Source organism: Pseudomonas huaxiensis (genome assembly GCF_003231275.1).
GTDB classification, from domain to species: Bacteria; Pseudomonadota; Gammaproteobacteria; order Pseudomonadales; family Pseudomonadaceae; genus Aquipseudomonas; species Aquipseudomonas huaxiensis.
The window spans coordinates 21,998-47,606 of record NZ_QKVL01000002.1; the positions used below are offsets into that span (position 1 = coordinate 21,998).

Annotated in this window: 23 protein-coding genes and 2 pseudogenes; 15 read left to right on the plus strand and 10 right to left on the minus strand. The window is 64.1% G+C overall.

What is annotated here, in order from left to right; translation table 11 throughout:
- The first annotated feature begins 46 nt into the window (after nt 1-46).
- Nucleotides 47-1,249 (plus strand): MFS transporter, encoded by a 1,203-nt coding sequence (locus tag DM374_RS03525; protein ID WP_110968620.1) that lies wholly within the window; start codon nt 47-49, stop codon nt 1,247-1,249.
- Nucleotides 1,250-1,347: 98 nt separating this feature from the next.
- On the opposite strand, the gene DM374_RS34220 is transcribed toward DM374_RS03525, so the two are convergent.
- The 8 genes and pseudogenes from DM374_RS34220 to paaY form a co-directional block, all read right to left on the minus strand.
- Nucleotides 1,348-1,842, minus strand: coding sequence for a methyl-accepting chemotaxis protein (locus tag DM374_RS34220; RefSeq protein ID WP_225422445.1), 495 nt, complete (start codon nt 1,840-1,842; stop codon nt 1,348-1,350).
- A gap of 42 nt (nt 1,843-1,884) precedes the next feature.
- Nucleotides 1,885-2,667, minus strand: a pseudogene (locus DM374_RS34225) (PAS domain-containing protein); the annotation flags it as partial.
- Between the two features lie 91 nt (nt 2,668-2,758).
- Nucleotides 2,759-3,778 (minus strand): HTH-type transcriptional regulator GntR, encoded by a 1,020-nt coding sequence (locus tag DM374_RS03535; RefSeq protein WP_110968622.1) that lies wholly within the window; start codon nt 3,776-3,778, stop codon nt 2,759-2,761.
- A 336-nt stretch (nt 3,779-4,114) separates the two neighbouring features.
- Nucleotides 4,115-5,263 carry an L-threonine dehydrogenase gene (yiaY, locus tag DM374_RS03540; protein ID WP_110968623.1) on the minus strand — a complete coding sequence of 383 codons (1,149 nt, stop codon included), beginning with the start codon at nt 5,261-5,263 and terminating at the stop codon, nt 4,115-4,117.
- Between the two features lie 80 nt (nt 5,264-5,343).
- Complete coding sequence (gene ilvA, locus DM374_RS03545; protein ID WP_110968624.1) at nt 5,344-6,906, minus strand: threonine ammonia-lyase, biosynthetic; 1,563 nt, start codon at nt 6,904-6,906, stop codon at nt 5,344-5,346.
- 267 nt (nt 6,907-7,173) lie between these two features.
- Nucleotides 7,174-9,027: a hypothetical protein gene (locus DM374_RS03550; RefSeq protein ID WP_110968625.1), complete on the minus strand. Its 1,854-nt coding sequence runs from the start codon at nt 9,025-9,027 to the stop codon at nt 7,174-7,176.
- A gap of 69 nt (nt 9,028-9,096) precedes the next feature.
- Nucleotides 9,097-10,020 carry a phenylacetic acid degradation operon negative regulatory protein PaaX gene (gene paaX / locus DM374_RS03555; RefSeq protein WP_110968626.1) on the minus strand — a complete coding sequence of 308 codons (924 nt, stop codon included), beginning with the start codon at nt 10,018-10,020 and terminating at the stop codon, nt 9,097-9,099.
- Between the two features lie 75 nt (nt 10,021-10,095).
- Nucleotides 10,096-10,695: a phenylacetic acid degradation protein PaaY gene (paaY, locus tag DM374_RS03560; RefSeq protein WP_110968627.1), complete on the minus strand. Its 600-nt coding sequence runs from the start codon at nt 10,693-10,695 to the stop codon at nt 10,096-10,098.
- A 238-nt stretch (nt 10,696-10,933) separates the two neighbouring features.
- Here paaY and paaF point away from each other — a divergent pair, with 238 nt between their 5' ends.
- The 6 genes from paaF (at nt 10,934) to paaK (ending at nt 17,083) form a co-directional block, all read left to right on the plus strand.
- Nucleotides 10,934-11,704, plus strand: a complete 771-nt coding sequence (paaF, locus tag DM374_RS03565; RefSeq protein ID WP_110968628.1) for a 2,3-dehydroadipyl-CoA hydratase PaaF — start codon at nt 10,934-10,936, stop codon at nt 11,702-11,704.
- An 11-nt stretch (nt 11,705-11,715) separates the two neighbouring features.
- Nucleotides 11,716-12,507, plus strand: a complete 792-nt coding sequence (gene paaG / locus DM374_RS03570; protein WP_110968629.1) for a 2-(1,2-epoxy-1,2-dihydrophenyl)acetyl-CoA isomerase PaaG — start codon at nt 11,716-11,718, stop codon at nt 12,505-12,507.
- Between the two features lie 4 nt (nt 12,508-12,511).
- Nucleotides 12,512-14,029, plus strand: coding sequence for a 3-hydroxyacyl-CoA dehydrogenase PaaH (gene paaH / locus DM374_RS03575; protein WP_110968630.1), 1,518 nt, complete (start codon nt 12,512-12,514; stop codon nt 14,027-14,029).
- Nucleotides 14,022-14,462, plus strand: a complete 441-nt coding sequence (gene paaI, locus DM374_RS03580) for a hydroxyphenylacetyl-CoA thioesterase PaaI (protein ID WP_110968631.1) — start codon at nt 14,022-14,024, stop codon at nt 14,460-14,462. Before paaH ends, paaI begins: the two co-directional genes overlap by 8 nt.
- Complete coding sequence (gene pcaF, locus DM374_RS03585; protein ID WP_110968632.1) at nt 14,459-15,670, plus strand: 3-oxoadipyl-CoA thiolase; 1,212 nt, start codon at nt 14,459-14,461, stop codon at nt 15,668-15,670. Before paaI ends, pcaF begins: the two co-directional genes overlap by 4 nt.
- Nucleotides 15,671-15,763: 93 nt before the next feature.
- Nucleotides 15,764-17,083, plus strand: coding sequence for a phenylacetate--CoA ligase PaaK (gene paaK, locus DM374_RS03590; RefSeq protein ID WP_110968633.1), 1,320 nt, complete (start codon nt 15,764-15,766; stop codon nt 17,081-17,083).
- Nucleotides 17,084-17,186: 103 nt separating this feature from the next.
- On the opposite strand, the gene DM374_RS03595 is transcribed toward paaK, so the two are convergent.
- Both DM374_RS03595 and DM374_RS03600 read right to left on the minus strand, forming a co-directional pair.
- Entirely contained in the window at nt 17,187-17,762 is a 576-nt protein-coding gene (locus DM374_RS03595) for a TetR/AcrR family transcriptional regulator (protein ID WP_110968634.1), read from the minus strand.
- A gap of 3 nt (nt 17,763-17,765) precedes the next feature.
- Complete coding sequence (locus DM374_RS03600; protein ID WP_110968635.1) at nt 17,766-18,344, minus strand: NAD(P)H-dependent oxidoreductase; 579 nt, start codon at nt 18,342-18,344, stop codon at nt 17,766-17,768.
- 214 nt (nt 18,345-18,558) lie between these two features.
- On the opposite strand from DM374_RS03600, the gene paaA reads away from it, so the two are divergent.
- The 8 genes and pseudogenes from paaA to DM374_RS03640 all read left to right on the plus strand — a co-directional run bounded on the left by paaA (nt 18,559) and on the right by DM374_RS03640 (nt 25,593).
- Complete coding sequence (gene paaA / locus DM374_RS03605; protein WP_110968636.1) at nt 18,559-19,548, plus strand: 1,2-phenylacetyl-CoA epoxidase subunit PaaA; 990 nt, start codon at nt 18,559-18,561, stop codon at nt 19,546-19,548.
- 25 nt (nt 19,549-19,573) lie between these two features.
- The gene (gene paaB, locus DM374_RS03610; protein ID WP_095155061.1) at nt 19,574-19,855 is read left to right on the plus strand and encodes a 1,2-phenylacetyl-CoA epoxidase subunit PaaB; all 282 of its coding nucleotides are present in this window, start codon (nt 19,574-19,576) and stop codon (nt 19,853-19,855) included.
- Nucleotides 19,855-20,610, plus strand: a complete 756-nt coding sequence (gene paaC, locus DM374_RS03615) for a 1,2-phenylacetyl-CoA epoxidase subunit PaaC (protein WP_110968637.1) — start codon at nt 19,855-19,857, stop codon at nt 20,608-20,610. The genes paaB and paaC overlap by 1 nt, the downstream gene beginning before the upstream one ends.
- Nucleotides 20,597-21,130: a 1,2-phenylacetyl-CoA epoxidase subunit PaaD gene (paaD, locus tag DM374_RS03620; protein WP_110968638.1), complete on the plus strand. Its 534-nt coding sequence runs from the start codon at nt 20,597-20,599 to the stop codon at nt 21,128-21,130. Before paaC ends, paaD begins: the two co-directional genes overlap by 14 nt.
- 31 nt (nt 21,131-21,161) lie before the next feature.
- Nucleotides 21,162-22,238: a 1,2-phenylacetyl-CoA epoxidase subunit PaaE gene (gene paaE / locus DM374_RS03625; RefSeq protein WP_110968639.1), complete on the plus strand. Its 1,077-nt coding sequence runs from the start codon at nt 21,162-21,164 to the stop codon at nt 22,236-22,238.
- 214 nt (nt 22,239-22,452) lie between these two features.
- Entirely contained in the window at nt 22,453-22,761 is a 309-nt protein-coding gene (locus DM374_RS03630; protein WP_110968640.1) for a DUF485 domain-containing protein, read from the plus strand.
- Nucleotides 22,752-24,320 (plus strand): annotated as a pseudogene (locus tag DM374_RS03635) (cation acetate symporter); the annotation flags it as partial. The gene DM374_RS03630 and the pseudogene DM374_RS03635, both read left to right, overlap by 10 nt.
- A 46-nt stretch (nt 24,321-24,366) precedes the next feature.
- Nucleotides 24,367-25,593, plus strand: coding sequence for an OprD family porin (locus tag DM374_RS03640; protein ID WP_110968642.1), 1,227 nt, complete (start codon nt 24,367-24,369; stop codon nt 25,591-25,593).
- Nucleotides 25,594-25,609 lie beyond the last annotated feature (16 nt).

Sequence of the window (25,609 nt, forward strand, 5' to 3'; positions counted from 1 at the left end):
GCGCCGATAATGGCGCGCTTTTTTGCGTGCACTCCGGGAATACACAATGAAAACAATACGCAACGTCCTGCCTGAAAGCTGGAGCCTGGTGTTCTCCGCCGCGGGGTCCGCCTACGGGGTCGGACTGCTGGGCCTCTGGGCCCTGCCGTTCCTGATCAGCGCCATCATCCACGACCTGCAACTCAACGAAGCCCAGGCCGGGCTGCTGATGTCGGCGGAATTCGGCTTCACCATGCTCGCCTCGCTGCTGGTCGCTCCCTTCATGGGCCGCGCGCCACGCCGCACGCTGGCTCTGGCCGGTACCCTGCTGGCGATTGCCGCCAACCTGGTCAGCGCCAATATCGAGAACCTTTACGCCCTCGCCGCCGTGCGCTGCATCGCCGGCATCGGCGCGGGCCTGGCGCTGGCCTGCGGCAACGCCGCGGTGGCCAGCGCCAAACACCCGGACCGCATCGCCGGGCACATGAACGTGCTGTCGGTGCTGCTGATGATCGTGGTCATGCTGGGTTACGCCAAGGTCATGGCGTTGTATGGCCTGCCCGGCCTGTATTACGCGATGGCCGCGACCATGGCGGTAATGCTGCTGGCGATTCCGGCGATGCAACAACAGGCGCCGGTTGCCGCACCACTGCTCAACCCGGTCACCGGCAAGGGCACGGGCAATGTCCTGCTGAGCCTGCCGGCGGTGTGCATGATGCTCGCCATGTTTGTCTTCCAGGCCCGCGACACCATGGGCTGGGCCTTTGTCGAGCGGATCGGCACCATGGTCGGCTACAGCGGCGACGAATTGGGCGTGCTGTTATCGGTGCAATCGGTGGTCGGCCTGATCGGCCCGCTGCTGGCGGCGATGATCGGCAAGCGCTTCGGCATGAGCACCCCGGTGATCCTCGCGGTGCTGCTGACCGGCGGCACCAGCCTCGCCTATGTGCTGGGCGAGCACTCCAAGACCATGTACACCGCTGGCGTGATGACCATCTGCATCACCTACTTCTACGCCCTGAGCTACCTGACCGGCCTTGCGGCAGAACTGGACCGTGAAGGTCGCGTGGTTGCGGCAGCCGGCAGCTTCCTGAGCCTGGGCCTGGCGGTCGGGCCGGCGATTTCCGGTGGATTGATTTCGCTCGGCGGCTTCACTTTGGCGGCGTGGGGCATTGCCGTGACGGTGGTGCTGACATTGGCGCTGGTCAGCGTGCCGCTGGCGCGGATTCGGCGGGAGCATGTGGTGGCGCAACTGGCTGCGGCGGTCTGAGTTTGAGGGCCTCATCGCCGGCAAGCCGGCTCCCACAGGGTATGGTACAAGCCGATCCATTGTGGGAGCCGGCTTGCCGGCGATGAGGCCCTGACAGACTAATGCAACTGCAAGGTCGAATTGATCTGGCTGATCGCATCCACCACATGCTGCGAGCCCTGTTGAATCTCGAGGATCACTTCCCCGGCCTCATTGGCCAGTTCCACCCCGAGCCCGGTGCGGCTCAGACTTGATTGCATGCTGGCCACGGCATTCAGCGACAGATCGTGGTTCTGCCGCACCACCTCGACAATCTCCAGCGTCGCCTTGCTGGTGCGTGCCGCGAGGTTGCGCACTTCATCCGCCACCACCGCAAACCCGCGCCCGTGCTCACCGGCCCGCGCCGCCTCTATGGCCGCGTTGAGCGCCAGCAGGTTGGTCTGGTCGGCAATACCGCGGATCGTCTGGACGATTTGCCCGATCAACTCCGACTGACGGCTCACCGCATCGATGCTGCGCGCCGCTTCGTTGAGGTCATGGGAGATTTCCTCGATCACATGCACGGTCTGCTGCACCACTTCCGAGCCTTTGCGGGCACAGGCGTCGTTCTGCACCGAGGTGGCGTGGGCGGCCTCGGCGGCGGATTGCTGGGTACAGATCTGCTGGGTGATGTCGCTGGCGAACTTGACCACTTTGTAGAGCCGGCCATGGGTGTCGAAGATCGGGTTATAGGACGCTTCGAGGTAGACCATCTGCCCGAGCTTGTTCACCCGTTCGAAGCGGTGCGAATGGTATTCACCGCGGTTGAGCGAGGCCCAGAACGCCTTGTACGCCGGCGACTCGCTTTCGCTCTTGTGGCAAAACAGGCTGTGGTGCTGGCCGACCACCTCCTCGAGGCGGTAGCGCATGGTGCTGAGGAAATTGTCGTTGGCCTTGATCACCCGCCCATCAGGGGTGAACTCGATGACCGCCATCGAGCGGCCGATGGCTTCAAGCAGGCAATCGGCCTCGTGCTCATGGACCACCCGCTCGGTGATGTCGGACGCCACCTTGATGATGCTGGTGACCTGCCCGCCAGCGCCGAACACCGGCATGTAGCTGGCTTCGAGCCAGATTTCCTTGTGTTGCCGGTTTAGCCGCAAAAACGTGCCACTGCGCGGCTCGCCCCGCGTCAGGTCGCGCCAGAGCTGGCGGTATTCTTCGGTCTTGGTGAAGGCTTCGTCGCAAAACATCCGGTGATGCTGACCGCGGATGTCTTCGAGGCGGTAGCCCATGGCTTTGCAAAAGTGTTCATTGGCGTCGAGTACTACTCCGTCGGGGCTGAACTCGATCATTGCCATGGAACGGCTGATCGCGGCCAGCTTCGCGTTGGCTTCTGCCAACGCCCGATTACACCGCTCGATTTCTGCTAGATCGGTTTTGCGATGGGAGTCAAACATGTCGCGCTCACTCCATGGGCGGAATTGAGCTAAGCGTAGATGCGCCAAAGCGCACTGCAAGCAGTCTGCCAGCACCGCTTATCGGCTTTAATCAGCTGCTTTCGCGCACCATCAGCTCGAAACCGAGGTCGCGTGCAAGTGCTTGCCCGCGTTTTCCGTCGAGCAAAGCCAGCAGCGCTTGCGCCGCGTGATGCCCCACCGCGGCCCGTGGCGTGCGGATCGAGGTCAGCCGCGGGACCATATGGGCCGCGGCCGGCAGGTCGTTGAAACCGACCATCGCCACCTGTTTCGGCACCGCAATGCCCTGGCGTTGCGCCTGGTAGATCGCGCCCTGGGCGAGGTCGTCGTTACAGAAAAACAGGCCGTCGATATCGCCGTGACGGGCCAGCAACTGGCTGAACAGCTCGCCGCCCAGGCCGATGGACGACGGCTCCGGCACCAGCAATTCCAGCTCTGGATCGTATAATCCGGCGTCGCCGAGGGCCTGGCGAAAGCCCTCGGCGCGCTGCATCACCCGCGCATCCAGTTGTGCGGCGACAAAGCCGAGTCGTCGCCGCCCGCGCTCGATCAGGTGGCGGGCCACGGCGCGACCGGCGTCCTGCTGCGAGAAACCCACCGACAGCGTGCCCGGCTCGTTACTCAGTTCCATCATATGCACGCAAGGCACGCGGCTGGCGGCGAGCATCTGCCGGGCGGCGTCGCTGCGTTCGAAACCGGTGAGCAGCAGGCCGCGGGGCTGATAGGCCAGGTAATTGCGGATCAGGTTTTCCTCCACCGAGGCGTCGTAGTGGTAATTGCCGATCAGCACTTCCAGGCCGCGCGGGCGCAGGACGTCATGGATGGCGTCGAGGGTTTCGACGAACAGTTGGTTGGACAGCGAAGGGATCAGCACCACCACCGACTGGCTCTGCGCCGACGCGAGGGCGCGGGCGGCCGGGTTGGCGACGTAACCCAGCTCAGTGGCAGCGGCGCGGACCTTTTCCACCAGATCCGGAGCCACCGTGGCGACACCGCGCAGGGCGCGGGACACGGTGATCGGGGAAACCCCGGAAAGCCGGGCCACTTCGGCCAGCGTGGGACGTCCGGTGGTGCGGGAGGTGCTGCGGGTCATGGGGGCTCGGGGGCAAGACGCAAAGACCGGCAAGGTTAGAGATGCGATGGCGGGCTGGCAAGGATTCAGGCGGGTAGGTTTTTTGGTGTGATTGAGGGTAGTAGCGCACCAGGCGCATGTCGGGAGTTCTCCAGCGCTCTTGAGATCAAGCGCTGCCCGCGCATCGCGAGCAAGCTCGCTCCTACAGTCGTGTATACGCCAAGGCCCGCAACGCCAATTCCGCAGGCCATGGCGCGTTGCAACTTGCTCGCGATGCGCGGACAGCGCTCGATCTTGAGAGCGAAGAAAAACCGTCGGCTAGCGCCTGGTCACCATGAAATCTTCCTCAACCCAGACTCAAAACGCCGCCTTGAACACCGCCTCGATCTCCGCCTGGCTCGCGGGCCGTGGGTTGGTCAGGCCGCAAGCGTCCTTCAGGGCATTGGTCGCGAGGATCGGCACGTCTTCCACCTTTGCCCCCAGCGCCGCCAATCCCGGCGGGATGTCGATATCCCGGCTCAACTGCTCGATCGCCGCAATCGCCGCAGCCGCGCCCTGCTCCGCATCCAGTTCGCCCACCGGCACGCCCAGCGCCGCCGCCACATCCCGCAGCCGCGCCGCAGCCACCCGGGCGTTGAAGCGCTGCACATGCGGCAACAGCACCGCGTTGCACACGCCGTGAGGCAAGTCATAGAAGCCGCCCAACTGATGCGCCATCGCGTGCACATAACCCAGCGACGCGTTGTTGAAGGCCATGCCGGCGAGGAACTGGGCATAAGCCATGCTCTCCCGCGCCTGCATGTTGGTGCCGTCCGCCACGGCCTGGCGCAGGTTGGCGCTGATCAGTTCGATCGCCTTCAACGCACAGGCATCGGTAATCGGCGACGCGGCAGTCGACACATAGGCCTCGATCGCATGAGTCAACGCATCCATGCCGGTAGCGGCAGTCAGCGACTTGGGCATGCCGACCATCAGCGCCGGGTCGTTGACCGAGAGAATCGGGGTGACGTTGCGGTCGACGATGGCCATTTTCACGTGGCGCGCTTCGTCGGTGATGATGCAGAACCGGGTCATTTCGCTGGCGGTGCCGGCGGTGGTGTTGATCGCTACCAGCGGCAGTTGCGGCTTGGCCGAGCGGTCGACGCCCTCGTAATCGGCGATCTTGCCACCGTTGGTGGCGCACAGCGCTATGCCCTTGGCGCAGTCATGGGGCGAGCCGCCGCCCAGGGAAATCACGAAGTCGCATTTCTCCCGTTGCAGCAGCGCCAGGCCCTGCTCGACGTTGGCGATGCTCGGGTTTGGCTTGGCACCGTCGAACACCGCTGCGTCGATATCGCGCAGCGCCAGTTGCTCGACGATCTTCTCGGCAACGCCGGCCTTGGCCAGGCCCGCGTCGGTCACGATCAAGGCCTTGCGAAAGCCGTAGCCGGCAATGGCGGTCATCGCTTCATCAAGGCAGCCGATGCCCATGATATTCACGGCTGGAATGAAAAACGTGCTGCTCATGGTTTTGTCCCTCAGTGGCTTTATCTCGGTACTTTCAAGCATCCACCGGTCATGGGCAGCACGTGTTGATCTACGGCAATTCAGCCAAGAAACAGCCTGTACGCCGGATTATCGGTCTCGTCCCAATAGCGATAACCCATGGCATCCAGTGCGCCCGGCAGGCCGTCGCGTTCCTCGGCCGGCACTTCCAGCGCGGCGAACACCCGCGCCTCGGCGGCGCCGTGGTTGCGGTAATGGAACAGGCTGATGTTCCAGCGTTTGCCGAGGCTTTCCAGGAAGCCCAGCAGCGCACCCGGCCGCTCGGGGAATTCGAAGCGCAGCACACGCTCATCAGCCCCCGGCCCCGCGTGTCCGCCCACGGTATGGCGGATGTGCAGCTTGGCCAGCTCGTTATCGGTCAGGTCGACCACCTCGTAGCCCTGCTCGCGCAGGTTGGCCAGCAGTGCATCACGCGGATCGGTCAGCGGGTGGGTTTGCACGCCGACAAACAACCGCGCTTCCTTGCCGGGGTAGTAGCGGTAGTTGAACTCGGTGATCTGCCGACGGCCCAGGGCCTGGCAGAAAGCGCGGAAGCTGCCCGGGCGCTCGGGGATGGTCACGGCGATCACCGCTTCACGCTGTTCGCCCAGCTCGGCCCGTTCGGCGACATGGCGCAGGCGGTCGAAGTTGACGTTGGCACCGGAGTCGATCGCCACCAGGGTCTGCCCGCGCACGCCACGGGCGGCCACGTACTTCTTGATCCCGGCGACCGCCAACGCGCCGGACGGCTCGGTGATGGAACGGGTGTCGTCGTAGATGTCCTTGATTGCCGCGCACAGCTCGTCACTGCTGACGGTGATCACTTCGTCCACATAATGCCGGCAGATATCAAAGCAATGGGCGCCGATCTGCGCAACCGCCACACCGTCGGCAAAGGTGCCGACCTGCGGCAACACCACCCGCTCGCCGGCCGCGAGGGCCGCCTGCAGGCAGTTGGAGTCGTGCGGCTCGACGCCGATGACCTTGACCTCGGGCCGCAGGTATTTGACGTACGCGGCGATGCCGGCGATCAAGCCGCCACCTCCGACCGGAACGAAGATCGCATCCAACGGACCTTGCTGTTGGCGAAGGATTTCCATGGCCACGGTGCCCTGCCCGGCGATCACGTCCGGGTCGTCGAAGGGTGGGACGAACGTCGCGCCTTCGCTCTGCGCCAGTTGCAGCGCGTGTGCCAGGGCACGGGGGAAGGCATCGCCATGTAGCACCACATTGCCGCCACGGGAGCGCACGCCCTCGACCTTGAGCGCCGGGGTGGTTTCCGGCATCACGATGGTCGCGACAATGCCCAGCTCACGCGCCGCCAGCGCCACCCCTTGGGCATGGTTACCGGCGGACGCGGTGATCACGCCGCGATCACGCTGGTCCTGGGTCAGGCGGCTGAGGCGGTTGTAGGCGCCACGGACTTTGAAGGAGAAGGTCGGCTGCAGGTCTTCGCGCTTGAGCAACACCTGATTACCCAGTTGCGCCGAGAGCGAGCGGGCCGGTTGCAGCGGGGTTTCAATGGCCAGGTCGTACACCGGCGCGGCAAGAATCCGGCGCACATAGTCCGCCAGCAGGTTCGGTGCGCCAACGGCTGTACGGGTGCATGCGGTGAGGCTGGTCATCGGTAACTCCTGGTTTTTTCAAAGAGCCCAGGAGTCGAGAGAAAAAACCCGCCTCCAGGGCGGGTTCGGTGCAAGTGCCAGCTAACCCGCCAATCTGATAATGGCGGTAATAATGCTGTGGGTCGGCACGAGCTGGAGGTTCTTCATGCCAGCGAAACTAGCGAAGTGCCTTTGCCAAGTCAACGATTGATTCAAAAAGCTGCTGACAGCCACCTGGGTAGTGCCCTCGGTCGGGGGGGCACTACCACAGGCGAGGATTGAGCCGGCTCAGTCCGCTGCGCGCTCCATGGCGTGTTGCTGGATCGATAGATTCGCCCGCTGCAAGATATCGCCGTGCGCCCATAACGGCAGGGGGATGACAATAAAGCCGTGGTGATCGGAAAAGTCATCGAGCACCATCAGGTGCAAAATCGCAAAGCCGCTCGCCGTAGCGGCTGCCGAAAAAATGCCGTCCTCCGTGACGTTACAAGTTGCAGGCATGAGCATTCGCTCGAGTAAACGGTCGCCTATCTCGCCCAGATTGACCGGAATGCCTTTGCGCAGAACCTGAAGCTGAACGCGGTTGGTTTCAGGCTTGCTCTGCGCGCTGATGAACATCGGCACCGAGGGGACGATGTTAAGGACCAGTATCGAGACGAACTGTTCGTCCTCCGGGGCATGGGAATAGGTGCTTTTGACGCGGACCCTCTCCAGATACATGGCCGTCCTGTGTGTACTTGGTGCGGCCGCCTGGTAGGTGGAGCTCAGTCGATTGGTTGCCGTTTTGAGCGTTCCACCCATGTTCGGGGAAACAATCTGCCAGGAAAGCGTCGAATCGTGCGTAGAAGGAATAGCCGCCGACATGACTACGCTCTGTCCGGCGTTGCAAACCTCAAAACCCGGTGAAACAGCCACGGGATGCTTCAAAACGGAAACCAGAGCGGAAGAGCGCAATTCCCGCCCTGGCAGGCTCCAACTGGCCGATACCGTGACGTTCTCGCAGTCTCTCTTCATTGACGCGGGCTCTGGTGGAAAGTAGTGACCAGAGGTGCCGATCCTGCCGACGTTACTGTTACCCGGCTCCGTTGCGCGCACACTCCACTTGAATGCCCAGTTAACCCCCGAAGGCATCATGTCAAAGCCGAAATAAGCCCCCGCCCAAATGACTGGAAATGCCGGAATGACGTCAAACACATCGCTCGGTAATTGAACGTTGCCGTAAGCCGCCAGATGCAGCCCTGGTGCGGAACCGGAGCTATTGTCGTGCATGACAAACTGATGGTAGTCACCAAAAGAGATGACATTCAGGGGTGAAGAAAGTGTGTCTTCGACGGCCTCGTCGCCAAATACCTGTGCATTGCCACCGAAATACATGATCGTCGCTGTATACCGCCTGAACGCGGTGTGCTCTGGAATCGGGTACATGAAGTCCGGACCAGGGTAGGCACCGTCGGAGCCTTTGTTGTGACGTATGAAGATCACTAGTGCGCCGCCACTGCTGGTGAGCGCGCCATCTCGCGTTCCGGGGACGGGCATGACGCGTGCGGCAATCTTTTTCGGCACGGGTAAAACATCGTCGAGCCGGCCCAACTCATAAACCCGCAACCGCTCAGGCAGCTTCTGAAACGCTTCTTTGAAACGCTGACCAATGGCTCGTTGATCCAGTGTGTCGAGCACGAAGTTGGCCGAGAATTCTGTCCCCTTGCTGATATCCAGGACAATTTTTCGACCGTCGCTCACCTGCCCACTCAACTGCGTCAACGGCACGCCCAACGTCAGTTGAGGCCCTCCAACAGGCAACAGGTTGCGGATCTTGCCGACATGGGGCACTACCCCCGCAATCGTTACCTCGGTGATGATCATTCCGCTGATGCAGTCCATGCTCAAGCGTAGCGAATCACTTTCAACTGAAGCCACCGGCGCCCTGAGCCTGATGTCTTGCATATGCTCGGTGGAGTAGGTCAGGTCGATGCTTTGAGAAATCGCCGGCACAAAGTCGTCTTGGCTGAACCGGTGGATGTACTGCTGTTGCAGCAGTTCGTTGATCATGTCCCGGTCATAGGCGACGATCATTTCCCAGCCCAGGCCTCTTGACCCGCTGGCCAGCCAGGACTTCAGTTGTGACAGGGAAGGTTTGGCCATGGTGAAGTCCCTCTTCGGAAGGAGTTCAGTAAGCCCCTTGATCCTTAAACGACACAACTGGCATTTTTATCAGGTCAACCCACCAAACCGCCTGTAAAAACCCTCCCCCGCCTCGGGCAACGGCCCGTCCGCAGTCTCCATCGCCGCCTCCAGCCACTGCTCGGCCGCAGCGTGGATCAACCGGTAGATATTGCGGCACAACTGCCGCGCCGCGCGGCCTTCCCAGTCACCCGGCAGCAACTCGTCCGGCAGTTGCGGGTCGCGCAGCAGCAGCTTGCGGTATTCATGAATCAGCAGCACCCGGGCCAGGAAGCAGGCTTTCGGGTCGAGGGTGTCCTGTTCCTTGAGGCTCTGCCACAACGGCCGGAACAACTGAATGAACTCGCTGTAGTGCGCCGCCAGTTCGTCGATCTTCCAGCTTTCGCGCACCTGCATGCGCAGCGCCTTGGAGGCCAGCACGTCCTGGGCAGTGGTTTCGAAGAGGATGGTGTCTTCCTGGGCGCCGAGGTCCACCAGGGTGGCATTGACATCCGCACGCTCGCACCGCGGGCAACCCAGCACGCCGGGAGAGATGGCGCCGAAGCCCTGCCATTCCAGTTCCTCGCGGACTTCCTTGCGTTTGTCCTGGGGCAACTGGGTCAGGATCGCCAGGCACCACGAACCGTCCCACGCCGGTGGATTGGCCGCATAGACACGCTTGAAGGCTTTCTCGAAACGCCGCCGCCCCGTGCCGGTGAGGCTGTAGTAGCTGCGCCGGCCGACCTTCTCGGCGGTCAGCCAGTTTTCCTTGGTCAGGCGAAAGATCGAGGTGCGAATCAGCCGCTCGTTGATACCCATGGGTTCGAGCAACCGGATCAGGCTGCCCAGCCACACCGTCCCGCCACGGGGCTCGATGGCATCGCCATAAAGGGTGACGATCAGGGAACTGGCGCGAACCGGTGTCTGTTGCTGGAAGCGGTCGATCAGGTGGTCGAGTGGCGTGAGGGACGACATAAGCGTTCCGGTCAGAAAAGGAAGGAATATACCCGCGCGCCCGCAGCATGACCATGCTCGCGGCGCGCCGGCGGTTCAGGCGCCGCCCGGCAATTTCGGGCGCACGGCGTCGTCGCGGTAGCGGCCGCGACCGGCCTCCATCTCGCTCAGGGGCTCGCACTCGCGCAGGCTTTCAAGGCAGCGCCGGGTCAGTTGCTGATAGGCGCGGGTGCCGGTCTGTTTCCAGGCCACTTCGTCGTCGCTCAGGCGCCGTGTCACTTTTGCCGGCGAGCCCAGCACCAGCGATTGTTCCTCGCAATGGAACCCTGCCTTGACCAGCGCGCCCGCCGAAACGATACAGCGCGGCGCGATGTGGGCGTTGTCGAGTACCACTGCGTTCATCCCGATCAACGCATCCTCGCCCACCCGGCAGCCGTGCAACACCGCGCCGTGGCCGACATGGCCGTTGCGCTCGACCACCGTGTCACTGGCCGGAAAGCCGTGCATGACGCAGGTGTCCTGCAGGTTGGCGCCCTCCTCCAGGACGATCCGTCCGAAGTCGCCACGCAGCGCAGCCAGCGGGCCGACATAGCAGTTCGGCCCAATGATCACATCACCGATCAATACCGCCGACGGGTGCACGTACGCCGTGGGGTGAACCACCGGGGTCAGGCCGTCGATGCTGTAACAAGTCATGCCATTTCTCCTCGAAAACGATACGCAACAGGCAATTTCATGAAAACCCTTAACACAAGGTTTGCTTAGGAATAACGGAGCTTCTTGAGCATTACAATCCGCCATTGGACACATTTTTAATTATCAATATTGTTTTTCTGTATCGCATTATGCCTATACTTTGGCGAAACGGCCATCGAGCCCGTCCAACAATAAAACGCCGACCTGTGAGTCCGGCGAGCCTTGCGAGGAAGTCGTGATGCCGAACACCCTTGTGGTGCAGGCGCATCAGGCCACACGCCTGATCACCCTGCATCGTCCACATGCACTGAATGCCCTGACCACCGAACTGCTGGGCGAGCTGGCGGACGAACTGCAACGCTGCGCCGACGACCCCGAGGTCCGCGCCGTGGTCATCACCGGCAGCCGCAAGGCCTTCGCTGCCGGTGCTGACCTCAACGAAATGGCCGAGCGCGATCTGGTCGGCATGCTCGACGACCCGCGCCAGGCCTATTGGCAACAAATCACCCGCTTCCCCAAACCCCTGATCGCCGCGGTCAACGGCTATGCCCTGGGCGGTGGCTGCGAACTGGCGATGCACGCCGACATCCTGATTGCCGGCGACGACGCCCAGTTCGGCCAGCCGGAAATCAACCTCGGCATCATGCCCGGCGCCGGTGGCACCCAGCGTCTGCTGCGGGCGGTGGGCAAGTCGCTGGCGATGCAGATGGTCCTCGCTGGCGAACCCATCAGCGCCCGCCGCGCCCTCGATGCCGGGCTGGTCAGCGAAATCACCCCACCCGAACTGACCGTCGAACGCGCCCTGCAGATCGCCCAGCGCATTGCCGCCAAAGCGCCGCTGGCGGTGCGCCTGGCCAAGGAAGCCGTGCTCAAGGCCCAGGACCTTGACCTCGCCAGCGGCCTGCGCTTCGAACGCCACGCCTTCACCCTGCTCGCCGGCACCGCCGACCGCAACGAAGGCATCCGCGCCTTCCAGGAAAAACGCCCGGCCCAATTCAAAGGCTGCTAAGAGGACCCGTCATGAGCTACCAGCACATCCTGTTTTCCATCGAAGCCGGGGTCGCCACCCTGAGCCTCAACCGCCCCGAGCAACTGAACAGCTTCAACACGCTGATGCACCAGGAAGTGCGCGAGGCGCTGAAGACCGTGCAGAACAACGGCGACGTCCGCGTTCTGCTGCTGACCGCCGAAGGCCGCGGCTTCTGTGCTGGGCAAGACCTCAGTGACCGCAACGTCGCCCCCGGCGCGGAAATGCCCGATCTCGGCCTGTCCATCGAACGCTTCTACAACCCGCTGATCCGCACCCTGCGCGAGCTGCCAATCCCGGTGATCTGCGCGGTGAACGGCGTTGCCGCTGGCGCCGGGGCCAATATCCCGCTGGCCTGCGATCTGGTCCTGGCGGCGCGCTCGGCCAGCTTTATCCAGGCGTTTTGCAAGATCGGCCTGATTCCCGACTCCGCCGGCACCTGGGCGTTGCCACGGCTGGTCGGCATGGCCCGGGCCAAGGCGCTGACGCTGCTCGGCGAGCGCCTGAGCGCCGAGCAGGCGCTGGAATGGGGGCTGATCTATCGGGTGGTCGATGACGCCGAACTGCGCGACCAGGCCATCGCCCTCGCCCGCCAGCTCGCCACCCAGCCGACCTACGGCCTGGGCCTGATCAAGCGCAGCCTGCACGCCAGCCTGGACAACAGCTTCGAGCAGCAACTGACGCTGGAGCGCGACCTGCAACGCCTGGCCGGACGCAGCGAGGACTACCGCGAAGGCGTCGCCGCCTTCATGGACAAACGCACGCCGCAATTCAAGGGGTACTGAGTCGATGAGCGCACTGAACAGTAACGTGCCCGTCGCGGTGATCGGCGCCGGCGCCATGGGCGCTGGCATCGCCCAGGTGGCCGCCAGCGCCGGGCATCGGGTCTGGCTCTACGACAACCGCCCCGGCGCCGCCGCCCAGGCCATCGACGGCATCGCCCGGCAACTGGCGAAGCGAGTCGACAACGGTAAATTGGCCGCCAGCGCCCGCGACGCCTGCCTTGCCGCGCTGGTACCGGCAGACAGCCTGGAGCGACTGGCCGATGCTGGCCTGGTGATCGAGGCCATCGTCGAGAACCTGGAGGTCAAGCAAGCATTGCTGCAGCAACTGGAGTCCCTCTGCGCCCCGGACTGCATCCTCGCCAGCAACACCTCGTCGATTTCCATCACCCGCCTCGGCGCCGGCATGCGGCGGCCCGAGCGGCTGGTCGGCATGCACTTCTTCAACCCGGCGCCGGTCATGGCCCTGGTGGAAGTGATCAATGGACTGGCCACCGACCCGAATGTCGCCGCACGCGTGCTCGCCACTGCCCTGGCGTGGGGCAAGCAGCCGGTGCTGGCGCGCTCCACCCCCGGCTTTATCGTCAACCGCGTGGCCCGGCCGTTCTATGCCGAAAGCTTGCGCTTGCTGCAAGAAGGTGCCGCCGATTGCGCCAGCCTCGACGCGCTTTTGCGCGAGGCCGGCGGCTTTGCCATGGGCGCCTTCGAACTCACCGACCTGATCGGCCACGACGTCAATTACGCGGTGACCTGCTCGGTCTTCGACGCCTATTACCAGGACATGCGCTTCCAGCCGTCACAGATTCAGAAAGAACTGGTGGACGCCGGCCACTACGGACGCAAGAGCGGTCGCGGCTTCTATGACTACCGCGAAGGCGCCGTGCGCCCATCCGCCGCCAGCCTCGACAGCCCGGCACAAGTGCCGGCCGTGATCGTCGAAGGCGAAGCCGGGCTGCTGCAGCCATTGCTGGAGCGTCTGGCCGAACAGGGCGTGAGCATCAGCCGCCGTGCCGGGCGCGGTCTGTTGCGGGTCGGCGACGCCAGCCTGGCCCTGAGCGACGGACGCCTGGCCAGCCAGCGCGCCGCCGATGACGGCCTGACCGAACTGGTGCTGCTTGACCTGGCCCTGGATTACCGCCGCTGCTCCCGTGTGGGTATCAGTTGGGCCAACGGCACCTCGCCCAAGGCCGTGGATCAGGTGGTCGCGCTGCTGAACGCCGCCGGCATCGCCGTCACCCCGCTGCGCGACAGCCCGGCGCTGTGCGTGCTGCGCACCGTCGCCATGCTCGCCAACGAAGCCACCGACGCCCTGCTGCAAGGCGTGGCCTCGGCGGCGGACATCGACCTGGCGATGCGCGCCGGAGTCAATTACCCCCGCGGTCCCCTGGCCTGGGCCGACCAGCTCGGCGCCGACACCCTGGTGACCGTGCTCGATCACCTGCAAGCCGCCTATGGCGAAGAACGCTATCGCCCGTCCCTGCAACTGCGTCGGCAACTGGCCGAAGGAGCACGCTTTCATGAATGACCGTCTGGATCTGGCCAGCCGTTGCGCCCAGGCCCTGTTCGACCGCGATGCCGCCAGCCAGGGCCTGGGCATGCGCCTGCTGGCCAGCGGCCCGGGCACGGCGCGGGTCGGCATGAGCGTGCGCGCCGACATGTTGCAAGGCCACGGCACCTGCCACGGCGGGTTTCTGTTCGCCCTTGCCGATTCGGCGTTCGCTTTCGCCTGCAACAGCCACAACGACGCCACCGTGGCCCAGGGTTGCAGCATCGAGTACATCGCCCCGGCGCTCCTCGATGACACCCTGACCGCCGACTGCACTGAACTGAACCGCGGCAAACGCACCGGCACTTATGACGTCCGCATCGAGAACCAGCACGGCAAGTTGATCGCGCTGTTTCGCGGCAAGTCCTACCAGATACGCGGCAGCGTACTCGAACCGGAGACCCTGACATGAATGACGCCCTGATCATCGATGCCGTACGCACCCCCATCGGGCGCTACGCCGGAGCCTTGAGCGGCGTGCGCGCCGACGACCTCGGCGCCGTGCCGCTGCGCGCCCTGATGCAACGCCATCCGCAGGTGGACTGGAGCCAGGTGGACGATGTGTTCTACGGCTGCGCCAACCAGGCCGGCGAAGACAACCGCAACGTCGCGCGCATGTCGTCGCTGCTGGCCGGCCTGCCGATCAGCGTGCCCGGCGTGACCCTCAACCGCCTCTGCGCCTCCGGCCTGGAAGCGGTTGGCGCTGCGGCGCGGGCGATCCGCTGCAACGAAGCCGGGCTAGTGCTGGCCGGCGGTGTCGAATCGATGTCCCGCGCGCCACTGGTGATGGGCAAGGCCGAGCAGGCGTTTTCGCGCCAGGCTGAACTCTTCGACACCACCATCGGCTGGCGCTTCGTCAACCCGCTGATGCAGCAGCAGTACGGCATCGACAGCATGCCGGAGACCGCCGAGAACGTTGCCGCACAGTTCAATATCAGCCGCGCCGACCAGGACGCCTTCGCCCTGCGCAGCCAGCAGCGCGCCGGCGCGGCCCAGACCAGCGGCCGCCTCGGACTGGAAATCGTCCCAGTGCCGGTGCCGCAGCGCAAAGGTCCGCCAAAACTGGTGGAGCATGACGAGCACCCGCGCGCCGACACCACCCTGGAACAGTTGCAACGCCTCGGCACGCCGTTCCGCGAAGGCGGCAGCATCACCGCCGGCAACGCCTCGGGCGTGAATGACGGCGCCTGCGCCGTGCTGCTTGCCAGCCGCGAAGTCGCCCGCCGCTACGGCCTGAAAGCCCGGGGCCGGGTGGTGGCAATGGCCAGCGCCGGAGTCGAGCCGCGGATCATGGGCATCGGTCCGGTGCCGGCGACCCGCAAGGTGTTGGAACTGGCCGGCCTGGCCCTGGCTGACATGGACGTGATCGAACTCAACGAAGCCTTTGCCGCACAGGGCCTGGCGGTGCTGCGGGAACTCGGCGTGGGCGACGACGATCCACGGGTCAACCCCAACGGCGGCGCCATCGCCCTGGGTCATCCACTGGGCATGAGCGGCGCGCGGCTGGTCACCACCGCCCTCACCGAACTGGAACAACGCAATGGCCGCTACGCCCTGTGCACCTTGTGCATCGGCGTCGGCCAGGGGCTGGCGATGATCATCGAACGCCTCGACGACTGAACACTGAACGCTCCATGGCGCCGGGTTATGCTTGGCGTCATGCACTCGGGCCGACGTGCCGGCCGCAGACAACAACAACATTAGAGTGAACCCATGAACATGCAGCTTTCCCCCGCCTCCGTGCTTGACCCGATGGAAACCGCCAGTGTCGACGAACTGCGCGCCCACCAGTTGCAGCGCCTGCGCTGGAGCCTGGAGCACGCGTACCAGAACGTGCCGATGTACCGGCAGCGCTTCGACGAACTGGGCATTCATCCTTCCGACCTGAACAGCCTCGATGACCTCGCGCGCTTCCCGTTCACGGTGAAGAACGACCTGCGCGACAACTACCCGTTCGGCATGTTCGCCGTGCCGCAACACGACATCGTCCGCCTGCACGCCTCCAGCGGCACCACCGGCAAACCGACGGTGGTTGGCTACACCCAGAAAGACATCGACAACTGGGCCGACCTGGTGGCCCGCTCGATCCGCGCTGCGGGCGGGCGCAAGGGCGACAAGGTACACATTTCCTATGGCTACGGCCTGTTTACCGGCGGCCTCGGCGCCCACTACGGCGCCGAACGCCTGGGCTGCACGGTGATCCCGATGTCCGGCGGCCAGACCGAGAAACAGGTGCAACTGATCCGCGACTTCCAGCCCGACATCATCATGGTCACCCCGTCATACATGCTCAACCTGGCCGACGAAATCGAACGCCAGGGCATCGACCCGCACAAGCTGGCGCTGCGCCTGGGCATCTTCGGCGCCGAGCCGTGGACGCCGGAACTGCGCGCATCGATCGAAGCGCGCCTGGGCATCACCGCGCTGGATATTTATGGCCTGTCGGAAATCATGGGGCCGGGTGTCGCCATGGAATGCGCTGAAAGCCGCGACGGGCCGACCGTCTGGGAAGACCACTTCTACCCCGAGATCATTGACCCGGTCACCGGCGAAGTGCTGCCGGACGGCGAATTGGGGGAATTGGTGTTCACCACCCTGAGCAAGGAAGCGCTGCCGATGGTGCGCTACCGCACCCGCGACCTGACCCGCCTGCTGCCGGGCACCGCGCGGCCCATGCGGCGCATCGACAAGATCACCGGCCGCAGCGACGACATGCTGATCATCCGCGGGGTCAACGTGTTCCCGACCCAGGTCGAGGAGCAGGTGCTGAAAGTCAAACAGCTATCCGAGTGCTACGAGATTCACCTGTACCGCAATGGCAACCTGGACAGCATCGATATCCATGTTGAATTGCGCGGTGAGCACCAGCATCTGGGCGATGCGCAGCAGAAAGAGGTGTGCTCGGAGCTGAGCCGGCATATCAAGACCCATATCGGCATCAGCTCACGGATCGTGTTGCAGCCGGCGTATTCGATCAAGCGCTCGGAAGGCAAGGCGTGTCATGTGTATGACAAGCGCAAGCAGGCGAGTTGAAGGCTGAGCCTCATCGCCGGCAAGCCGGCTCCCACAGCGCTCCATGCAGACCCTGTGGGAGCTGGCTTGCCAGCGATAGGGCCCTCACTAACCAGTGATAACCTCAGCTTCTGTCCACCAGACTGACAATCACCGCAAACAACTCCCCCCGCGCCTGCCCATGGTCAATTTCCCCGGCCACCGCCGCCCCGGACAACGCATCCGCCGCGCCCAGCATTCCCCATAGCCCCGCCGTAGAAAGCGCCCCGGCAAACGGCCCGAGCACCGTCCGGCACTTGCCGAGAAATTCAAGCTGACACTCGCGCTTCAACCGCGCCAGTTCCGGCGAACCTTCCAGCGCCGCCAGCACTCCGGGAATCTCGCGCCCCTCGGCCAGCACGCAGTCGACGTAACTGTCGGCAATCGCCCGCGCCTTACCGGCCAGGCTGGCGTCACCCGCCGCCATGGCCGCGTCGATCAGCAGGTTCTGCCGCGTTTCAAAATCCCGGTACAGCGCGGTCAGCAACCCTTCCCGCGTGCCGAAATGGTCATACACCGTCGGCTTGGTGATCCCCGCAGCCTCGGCCAATCGGCCCAGGCTCAGGGCATCGGTGCCCTCGGCGGCGATCAGTTGCCGGGAAACGTCGAGCAACTGCTCCAGGCGCTGCTCGCGGGTCAGGCGCTTGCGGGTGTCGCTCATGCTTCAACTCCTGTGACTGAACAGTTCACGACCAATACGCCGCACCGTCTCGAAATGCCCTTCGGGAAAACGCTCATCCATCTGGGTCAAAAGCGTCGAGGATGCCACCCGCGCGCCGCAATAGCCAAAGATCCCGTGTTCGATCTGGGTATTCATAGCCACCGAATAGCCGTGCTTGTCGTAGGTACGCGGGCCGGCGCCGGCAATCGCCACCAGGTGCACCGGCAAACGCTGCAACAGCCCCTGCTCGGCCTGATCGTAGGCCCAGCCGCTGGTGAACACGCGGTCGATCCAGCCCTTGAGCAGCGCCGGGAACGACCACCAATACACCGGGTACACCAGCACCAGCGCATCGGCCCGGTTGATTCGCGCCTGTTCGGCAAGGACATCCGCAGGCACGGCCGTCTGGTTGCGAAACAGGTCGAGATCCTCGGTGTTGTAGCGCGGATCGAAACCTTCGGCGCTGAGGTCGGCGAGCTCGAACCCATGCTGTTCAGCAACGCCGTAGGCCAGTTCGGCGGCGACGCGGTGGGTCAGGGATTCGGTGTCGGGATGCGCAACAACGATCAGGGCGTTTTGCATGGGTTTCTCCGGGAAATTGCGATGAATTATCGACATACCAAAGGTAGGTTACTTTTGGTACATAGCGCAACCCTGCCGCCGTTCGTCATCAACGCCGCGATGCGATACAAAAAACAATTACGACACGATTTTTTCTGTTTGATATTTGGTTTTGTATCACTTATAACTGTCTCACGCCCCAAAGCCCCCACGACAAAAAGGCGGGAGACCCCTCATGTATGCACAATTGGTCGAAACCGGCGTCAAGCGCCTGAAGACGCTCGAAGAGATGTCCGAGCAGGAACGCAACTTCCAGGAACGCATCGACGCCGAGATCAAGATCGAAGCCAAGAACTGGATGCCGGACGCCTACCGCCAGACGCTGATCCGGCAGATTTCCCAACACGCCCACTCCGAAATCGTCGGCATGTTGCCGGAAGGCAACTGGGTCACCCGCGCCCCGAGCCTCAAGCGCAAACTGCAACTGATGGCGAAGATTCAGGACGAAGCCGGCCACGGTTTGTACCTGTACAGCGCCATGGAAACCTTGGGCGCCGATCGCGATACAGAAATCGATAAACTGAACAGTGGAAAAGCCAAGTATTCGAGCATTTTCAACTACCCGACCCTGAGCTGGGCCGATATCGGCGCGGTGGGTTGGCTGGTGGATGGCGCCGCCATCGTCAATCAGGTGGTGCTCCAGCGCACCAGCTACGGCCCTTATTCGCGGGCGATGATCCGCATCTGCAAGGAAGAGAGCTTCCACCAGCGCCAAGGCTATGAACTGCTGCTGACCATGATGCGCGAGGGCACCCAGGCGCAGAAGGACATGGTCCAGGATGCGATCAACCGCCTCTGGTGGCCCTCGCTGATGATGTTCGGCCCCAGCGACGAACACTCGCCCAACAGCGCCCAGTCCATGGCCTGGAAAATCAAGCGCCAGAGCAACGACGAGCTGCGCCAGCGTTTCGTCGACCAGACCGTGCCGCAACTGGAACTGCTCGGCTGCACCGCCCCGGACCCGGACCTGAAGTGGAACGCCGAGCGGGGCCACTATGACTTCGGCCAGATCCAGTGGGACGAATTCTACGAAGTGCTCAAGGGCAACGGCCCGTGCAACCAGGAGCGCGTCGCCACCCGCCGCCAGGCCATCGAAGACGGTGCCTGGGTTCGCGCAGCCGCGGTCGCCCACGCTCGTAAAAAACACAACAAGAACGCCGCCTGACCGCCGCCTGACAGGAGATCCCGCCATGTCCGAATGGACCCTTTTCGAAGTCTTCGTGCGCAGCAAGCACGGCCTCAACCACAAGCATGTCGGCAGCGTGCACGCCGCCGACGCGGTAATGGCCATCGAGAACGCCCGCGAGCTGTACACCCGCCGCAATGAAGGCGTGAGCCTGTGGGTGGTGCCCTCGGCCCTGATCACCGCCTCGTCGCCGGACGAGAAAGACCCGCTGTTCGCCCCGTCCGAAGACAAGATCTACCGCCACGCCAGCTTCTACGAGCTGCCCGCTGAAGTGGGGCACATGTGATGAACCAGGACCTGATCCAGTACCTGCTGCGCCTGGGCGACAGCGCCATGGTCCAGGCCCAGCGCCTGTGCCAGTGGTGCGGCCGCGCCCCGGCGCTGGAAGAAGAACTGGCGCTGATGAACGTCGGCCTCGACCTGGTCGGCCAGGCGCGCAACTGGCTGGAATACGCCGCTGAGCTTGCGGATGACGGCCGCGACGCTGACCACCTGGTGTTCCGCCGCGACGAACGCGCCTACCGCAACCTGCTGCTGGTGGAGCAACCCAACGGCGATTACGCGGTGACCATCCTCAAGCAGTTCTTCTACGACGCCTGGCATTACGCGGTGCTTCAAGGCCTGTGCCGCTCCACTGACGAACGCGTGCAGGGCGTCGCCGCCAAGGCGCTGAAGGAAGTCACCTATCACCTGCGCCGCTCCGGCGAATGGGTCGAGCGGCTGGGCGATGGCACCGAGGAAAGCCGCCAGCGCATGCTCACTGCCCTGCCCCAGGTGTGGCGCTTCACGGTCGAGTTGGTGGAGGCCGATGCCGTCGAGCAGCGCCTGTTCCAGGCCGGCGTGATCGGTAACCCGGAGCAGGTAGCGCTGGACTGGCAGCAACAGGTCGAAGCCACCTTCGACCGCGCCAGCCTGCCGGTGCCGCAACCGGCCAGCCACTTCTATCTCAGCGGTCGCCAGGGCGTGCACAGCGAGCACCTGGGTTTGCTGCTGGCGGAAATGCAATTCCTGCCGCGAGCCTATCCCGATGCGACCTGGTGAGCTGATCGCCAGCGACCGCGGCGCCCGCGCGCCCCGGGTCGACGACCTGCAGCAGGCCTGGACGGTGCTGGAGCAGGTCATGGACCCGGAAGTGCCGGTGGTCAGCGTGGTCGACCTGGGCATCGTCCGCGATCTGGACTGGGCCGAAGGGCACCTGCATGTGACGGTGACCCCGACCTACTCGGGCTGCCCGGCCACCGAGGTGATCGAGCAGGACATCCGCGACGCCCTGGAACAGGCCGGTTTCGCCGCGCCGCGGCTGAGCCGGCAACTGAGCCCGGCCTGGACCACTGACTGGATCAGCGCCAGCGGGCGTGAACGTCTGCGCGCCTACGGCATCGCCGCGCCGGTCGGCAGCAGCAACAAGCGCAGCCTGCTGGGCGAGACCGACGTGATCGCCTGTCCGCAGTGCGGCAGCGTGCACACCGAGCTGCTCAGCCAGTTCGGTTCCACCGCCTGCAAAGCGCTGTACCGCTGCTGCGACTGCCGCGAGCCCTTTGACTACTTCAAGTGCATCTAGGCGCGGCCAAGCGCGCCTGATGGAGAATTCCATGAGCCAGTTCCATAGCCTGACCGTCAAGCAAGTCCGCAGCGAAACCCGTGACGCCGTGTCGATCCTGTTCGACGTGCCGCACGACCTGCGCGAAACCTTCCGCTTCACCCAGGGCCAGTACCTGGTGCTGCGCACCCGGCTGGACGACGAAGAAGTGCGCCGCTCGTACTCGATCTGCACCGGCATCAACGATGACGAACTGCGGGTGGCGGTGAAGAAAGTCAGCGGCGGGCGGTTCTCCGCCTTCGCCAACGAAGCCCTGGCGGCCGGTGACGTACTGGAAGTGATGCCGCCGTCCGGCAGCTTCCACGTCGCTCTCGACCCGACCCGCCACGGCCATTACCTCGCCGTAGCGGCGGGCAGCGGCATCACCCCGGTCCTGTCCATCGTCAAGAGCACCCTGGAAGCAGAGCCGAACAGCCGCGTAACCCTGCTCTACGGCAACCGCGCAAGCTCGGCGGCACTGTTTCGCGAACAGTTGGAAGACCTCAAGAACCGCTACCTGCAGCGCCTGAATCTGATCTTCGTGTTCAGCCGCGAACAGCAGGACATTGACCTCTACAACGGCCGTATCGACGCCGACAAATGCGAGCAACTGTTCAGCCGCTGGCTCGACGTGCCCAAGCTCGACGCCGCGTTCATCTGCGGCCCGCAGGAAATGACCGAGACCGTGCGCGATGCCCTGAAAGCCAAGGGCATGGCGGCCGAGCGCATCCACTTCGAACTGTTCGCCAGCGCCGGCAACAGCGAGCGCCGCCAGGCCCGCGAAGCCGCGCGGCAAGTGGACTCGGCACTGAGCCAGATCACCGTGATCAGCGACGGTCGCGCCCTCTCCTTCGACCTGCCGCGCAACACCGTGAGCGTGCTCGACGCCGGCAACGCCATCGGCGCCGAACTGCCGTACTCGTGCAAGGCCGGGGTGTGTTCCACCTGCAAGTGCAAGGTGATCGAAGGCGAAGTGGAAATGGACAGCAACCATGCCCTGGAAGACTACGAAGTGGCGGCCGGGTATGTGCTGTCGTGCCAGAGCTACCCGGTGAGCGAGCGCGTGGTGCTCGATTTCGATCAGCTCTGAATCTCGCGACGGTTCGGCGCCCGACAAGCTTGCTCCTACAAAAGCAAAACGCGCATTCGGTAGGAGCGAGCTTGCTCGCGAAGGGCCGCACGCGGCCCCAGAACCAGGCAATACAGTTTCACCGGAAATACCCAGGGTCCGCTTCGCGGCCCATCGCGGGTAAACCCGCTCCCACAACACAACAACTACAACAAGATCAAGAGAGCGCCCACCCATGACCCCCAGTCATATCGAATCCATAAGCAACAACCCCGACTTCCAGCAACTGGTCCGGCGCAAGCGCCGGCTCAACGGCACGCTGACCGCCGCCATGCTGGTGATCTACTACGGCTTCGTCCTGCTCGTGGCCTTTTCTCCCAGCACCCTGGGCCAGTCCCTCAGTGGCGGCGTGACCACGGTGGGCATGCTGGTGGGCGTGCTGATCGTGCTGCTGTCCTTCGCCCTGACCGGTATCTACGTGTATCGCGCCAACAACGTCCTCGATCCGCTCAATGACAAGGTCAAGCAGGAGTGCGCGCAATGAACTGGACCGCCATCGGCATGTTCCTGCTGTTCGTCGTCTTCACCCTCGGCGTGACCCGCTGGGCCGCCCTGCGCACCCGCTCGGCCAGTGATTTCTACACCGCCGGCGGCGGCCTGACCGGGATGCAGAACGGTCTGGCGATTGCCGGCGACATGATCAGCGCCGCGTCCTTCCTCGGCATCTCGGCGATGATGTTCCTCAACGGCTATGACGGCCTGCTCTACGCCCTCGGCGTGCTCGCCGGCTGGCCGATCATCCTGTTCCTGATTGCCGAGCGCCTGCGCAACCTGGGCAAGTACACCTTCGCCGACGTGGTCTCCTATCGCCTGTCGCAGACCCCAGTGCGCCTGACCTCGGCCTTCGGCACCCTGACCGTGGCGCTGCTGTACCTGGTGGCGCAGATGGTCGGAGCCGGCAAGCTGATCGAGCTGCTGTTCGGCATCAGCTACCTGTACGCGGTGATGCTGGTGGGCGTGCTGATGGTGTTCTACGTGACCTTCGGCGGCATGCTGGCCACCACCTGGGTGCAGATCATCAAGGCGGTGATGCTGCTGTCCGGCACCACGTTCATGGCGTTCATGGTGCTCAAGCATTTCGGTTTCAGCACCGAAGCGATGTTCGCCAGCGCCACCGCTGTACACGCCAAGGGCGCGGCGATCATGGCGCCGGGCGGCTTGCTGTCGAACCCGGTGGATGCCATTTCCCTGGCCGTGGGCATGATGTTCGGCACCGCCGGCCTGCCGCATATCCTGATGCGTTTCTTCACCGTCAGCGACGCCAAGGAAGCACGCAAATCGGTGTTCTACGCCACGGGTTTCATCGGCTACTTCTATCTGCTGCTGATCGTGATCGGCTTCGGCGCCATCGTCATGGTCGGTACTGAACCGGCCTACCGCGACGCCAGCGGCGCAATCATCGGCGGTGGCAACATGATCGCTGTGCACCTGGCGCAAGCCGTAGGCGGCAACCTGTTCCTCGGCTTCATCTCGGCCGTGGCCTTCGCCACCATCCTCGCGGTGGTCGCCGGTCTGGCGCTGTCCGGCGCCTCGGCGGTGTCCCATGACTTGTACGCCTGCGTAATCCGCAAGGGCAAGGCGACCGAACAGGAAGAAATCCGCGTCTCTCGCGTCGCCACCCTGGTGATCGGCGTACTGGCGATCATCCTCGGGCTGATGTTCGAATCGCAGAATATTGCCTTCCTGTCCGGGCTGGTGCTGGCGATCGCGGCCTCGGTCAACTTCCCGGTGCTGTTCCTGTCGATGTTCTGGAAAGGCCTGACCACCCGTGGCGCCGTTGCCGGCAGCCTGGCGGGCCTGCTTTCGGCCGTGATCCTGCTGGTGTTGAGCCCGGTGGTGTGGGTCAACGTGCTGCATCACGACAAGGCGCTGTTCCCCTACAGCAACCCGGCGCTGTTCTCCATGAGCGCAGCCTTCCTCAGTGCCTGGGTGTTCTCGGTCACCGACCGCTCGGCCCAGGCCAGCGAAGAACGCGGCCGCTACCTGGCGCAGTTCATCCGCTCCATGACCGGTATCGGCGCCGCCGGCGCCAGCAAACACTGATTCACAAGCACTCATTCAACAAGAACACGACTCGGGAATAACAACAATGAACCCTGTTCGCCTTCTGGCCGGCATCGCCCTGCCCTTCGCCTGCACCCAGGCCATGGCCGGCTTCGTCGAAGACAGCCACGCGAAAATCGAGCTGCGCAATCACTACATCAATCGCGACTTCCGTCAGGACAACGCGCCGCAATCCAAGGCCGAGGAATGGGCCCAGGGCTTCACCGCCAAGCTGGAGTCGGGCTTTACCGACGGCACGCTGGGCTTCGGTGTCGATGCCATGGGTCAACTGGGCATCAAGCTCGATTCCAGTCCTGACCGCCGTGGCACCGGCTTGCTGCCTTACGGGCGCAACAGCCTGGAGCCGGCGGACGACTACAGCGAGCTGGGCTTGACCGCCAAGGTGCGCCTGTCGAAAAGCGTGCTGCGCCTCGGCACCCTGCAGCCGCTGCTGCCGGTGGTGACCTACAACGACACCCGCCTGCTGGCCTCGACCTTCCGCGGCGGCCTGCTGACCAGCCAGGAGCTGGACGGCCTGACCCTTAATGGCGGCCGCCTGACCAAGGCCAACCTGCGCGACTCGTCGAGCAATGACGACATCGGCTACGGCGCCGCCACCAGCGACCACTTCGACTTCGGCGGTGGCACCTACGCCTTCAACCCGCAACTGGCAGTGACCTACTACTACGCCAAGCTGGAAGAGATCTACCGCCAGCAGTTCGTAGGCCTGGTCCACACCCTGCCGCTGGGCGAAGGCGTGAGCCTGCGCAGCGACCTGCGTTACTTCGACAGCCGCGGCGACGGCGCCGAACGCGCCGGGCGCATCGACAACCGCAACTTCAACAGCATGTTCACCCTGGCGGTCGGTGCCCATAAGTTCAGCGGCACCTTCCAGCAGATGTCCGGTGACAGCGCCTTCCCGTTCCTCAATGGCGGCGATCCGTACACCGTCAACCTGGTCACCTACAACACGTTCACCCGCGCCGGACTGGATTCCTGGCAGGCGCGCTACGACTACGACTTCGCCGCCCTTGGCATCCCCGGCCTGACCTTCATGACCCGCTATACCGACGGCCGCCATGCCAAGACCGCGTCCATCGACAACGGCCGTGAGCGCGAGCGCGACACCGACCTTGCCTACGTGATCCAGAGCGGCCCGCTGAAAAACGTCAGCCTGCGCTGGCGCAACGTCACCTTCCGTTCCGGCAACGGCCTGACCAATGCCCTGGACGAGAACCGCCTGATCGTCGGCTACACCCTGGCGCTGTGGTAACAGCGCCGCCTTAAAA

Excerpts from the sequence above, each read along its gene's own strand:
- paaA (WP_110968636.1), top strand. The coding sequence starts at position 18,559 with ATGTATGCACAATTGGTCGAAACCGGCGTCAAGCGCCTGAAGACGCTC.
- paaH (WP_110968630.1), top strand. The coding sequence starts at position 12,512 with ATGAGCGCACTGAACAGTAACGTGCCCGTCGCGGTGATCGGCGCCGGC.
- paaD (WP_110968638.1), top strand. The coding sequence starts at position 20,597 with ATGCGACCTGGTGAGCTGATCGCCAGCGACCGCGGCGCCCGCGCGCCC.
- ilvA (WP_110968624.1), bottom strand. The coding sequence starts at position 6,906 with ATGACCAGCCTCACCGCATGCACCCGTACAGCCGTTGGCGCACCGAAC.
- paaI (WP_110968631.1), top strand. The coding sequence starts at position 14,022 with ATGAATGACCGTCTGGATCTGGCCAGCCGTTGCGCCCAGGCCCTGTTC.
- paaG (WP_110968629.1), top strand. The coding sequence starts at position 11,716 with ATGAGCTACCAGCACATCCTGTTTTCCATCGAAGCCGGGGTCGCCACC.
- paaK (WP_110968633.1), top strand. The coding sequence starts at position 15,764 with ATGAACATGCAGCTTTCCCCCGCCTCCGTGCTTGACCCGATGGAAACC.
- DM374_RS03640 (WP_110968642.1), top strand. The coding sequence starts at position 24,367 with ATGAACCCTGTTCGCCTTCTGGCCGGCATCGCCCTGCCCTTCGCCTGC.
- paaF (WP_110968628.1), top strand. The coding sequence starts at position 10,934 with ATGCCGAACACCCTTGTGGTGCAGGCGCATCAGGCCACACGCCTGATC.
- yiaY (WP_110968623.1), bottom strand. The coding sequence starts at position 5,263 with ATGAGCAGCACGTTTTTCATTCCAGCCGTGAATATCATGGGCATCGGC.
- paaE (WP_110968639.1), top strand. The coding sequence starts at position 21,162 with ATGAGCCAGTTCCATAGCCTGACCGTCAAGCAAGTCCGCAGCGAAACC.
- DM374_RS03550 (WP_110968625.1), bottom strand. The coding sequence starts at position 9,027 with ATGGCCAAACCTTCCCTGTCACAACTGAAGTCCTGGCTGGCCAGCGGG.
- DM374_RS03595 (WP_110968634.1), bottom strand. The coding sequence starts at position 17,762 with ATGAGCGACACCCGCAAGCGCCTGACCCGCGAGCAGCGCCTGGAGCAG.
- DM374_RS03535 (WP_110968622.1), bottom strand. The coding sequence starts at position 3,778 with ATGACCCGCAGCACCTCCCGCACCACCGGACGTCCCACGCTGGCCGAA.
- paaY (WP_110968627.1), bottom strand. The coding sequence starts at position 10,695 with ATGACTTGTTACAGCATCGACGGCCTGACCCCGGTGGTTCACCCCACG.
- paaB (WP_095155061.1), top strand. The coding sequence starts at position 19,574 with ATGTCCGAATGGACCCTTTTCGAAGTCTTCGTGCGCAGCAAGCACGGC.
- pcaF (WP_110968632.1), top strand. The coding sequence starts at position 14,459 with ATGAATGACGCCCTGATCATCGATGCCGTACGCACCCCCATCGGGCGC.
- paaX (WP_110968626.1), bottom strand. The coding sequence starts at position 10,020 with ATGTCGTCCCTCACGCCACTCGACCACCTGATCGACCGCTTCCAGCAA.
- DM374_RS03600 (WP_110968635.1), bottom strand. The coding sequence starts at position 18,344 with ATGCAAAACGCCCTGATCGTTGTTGCGCATCCCGACACCGAATCCCTG.
- DM374_RS03525 (WP_110968620.1), top strand. The coding sequence starts at position 47 with ATGAAAACAATACGCAACGTCCTGCCTGAAAGCTGGAGCCTGGTGTTC.
- DM374_RS03630 (WP_110968640.1), top strand. The coding sequence starts at position 22,453 with ATGACCCCCAGTCATATCGAATCCATAAGCAACAACCCCGACTTCCAG.
- paaC (WP_110968637.1), top strand. The coding sequence starts at position 19,855 with ATGAACCAGGACCTGATCCAGTACCTGCTGCGCCTGGGCGACAGCGCC.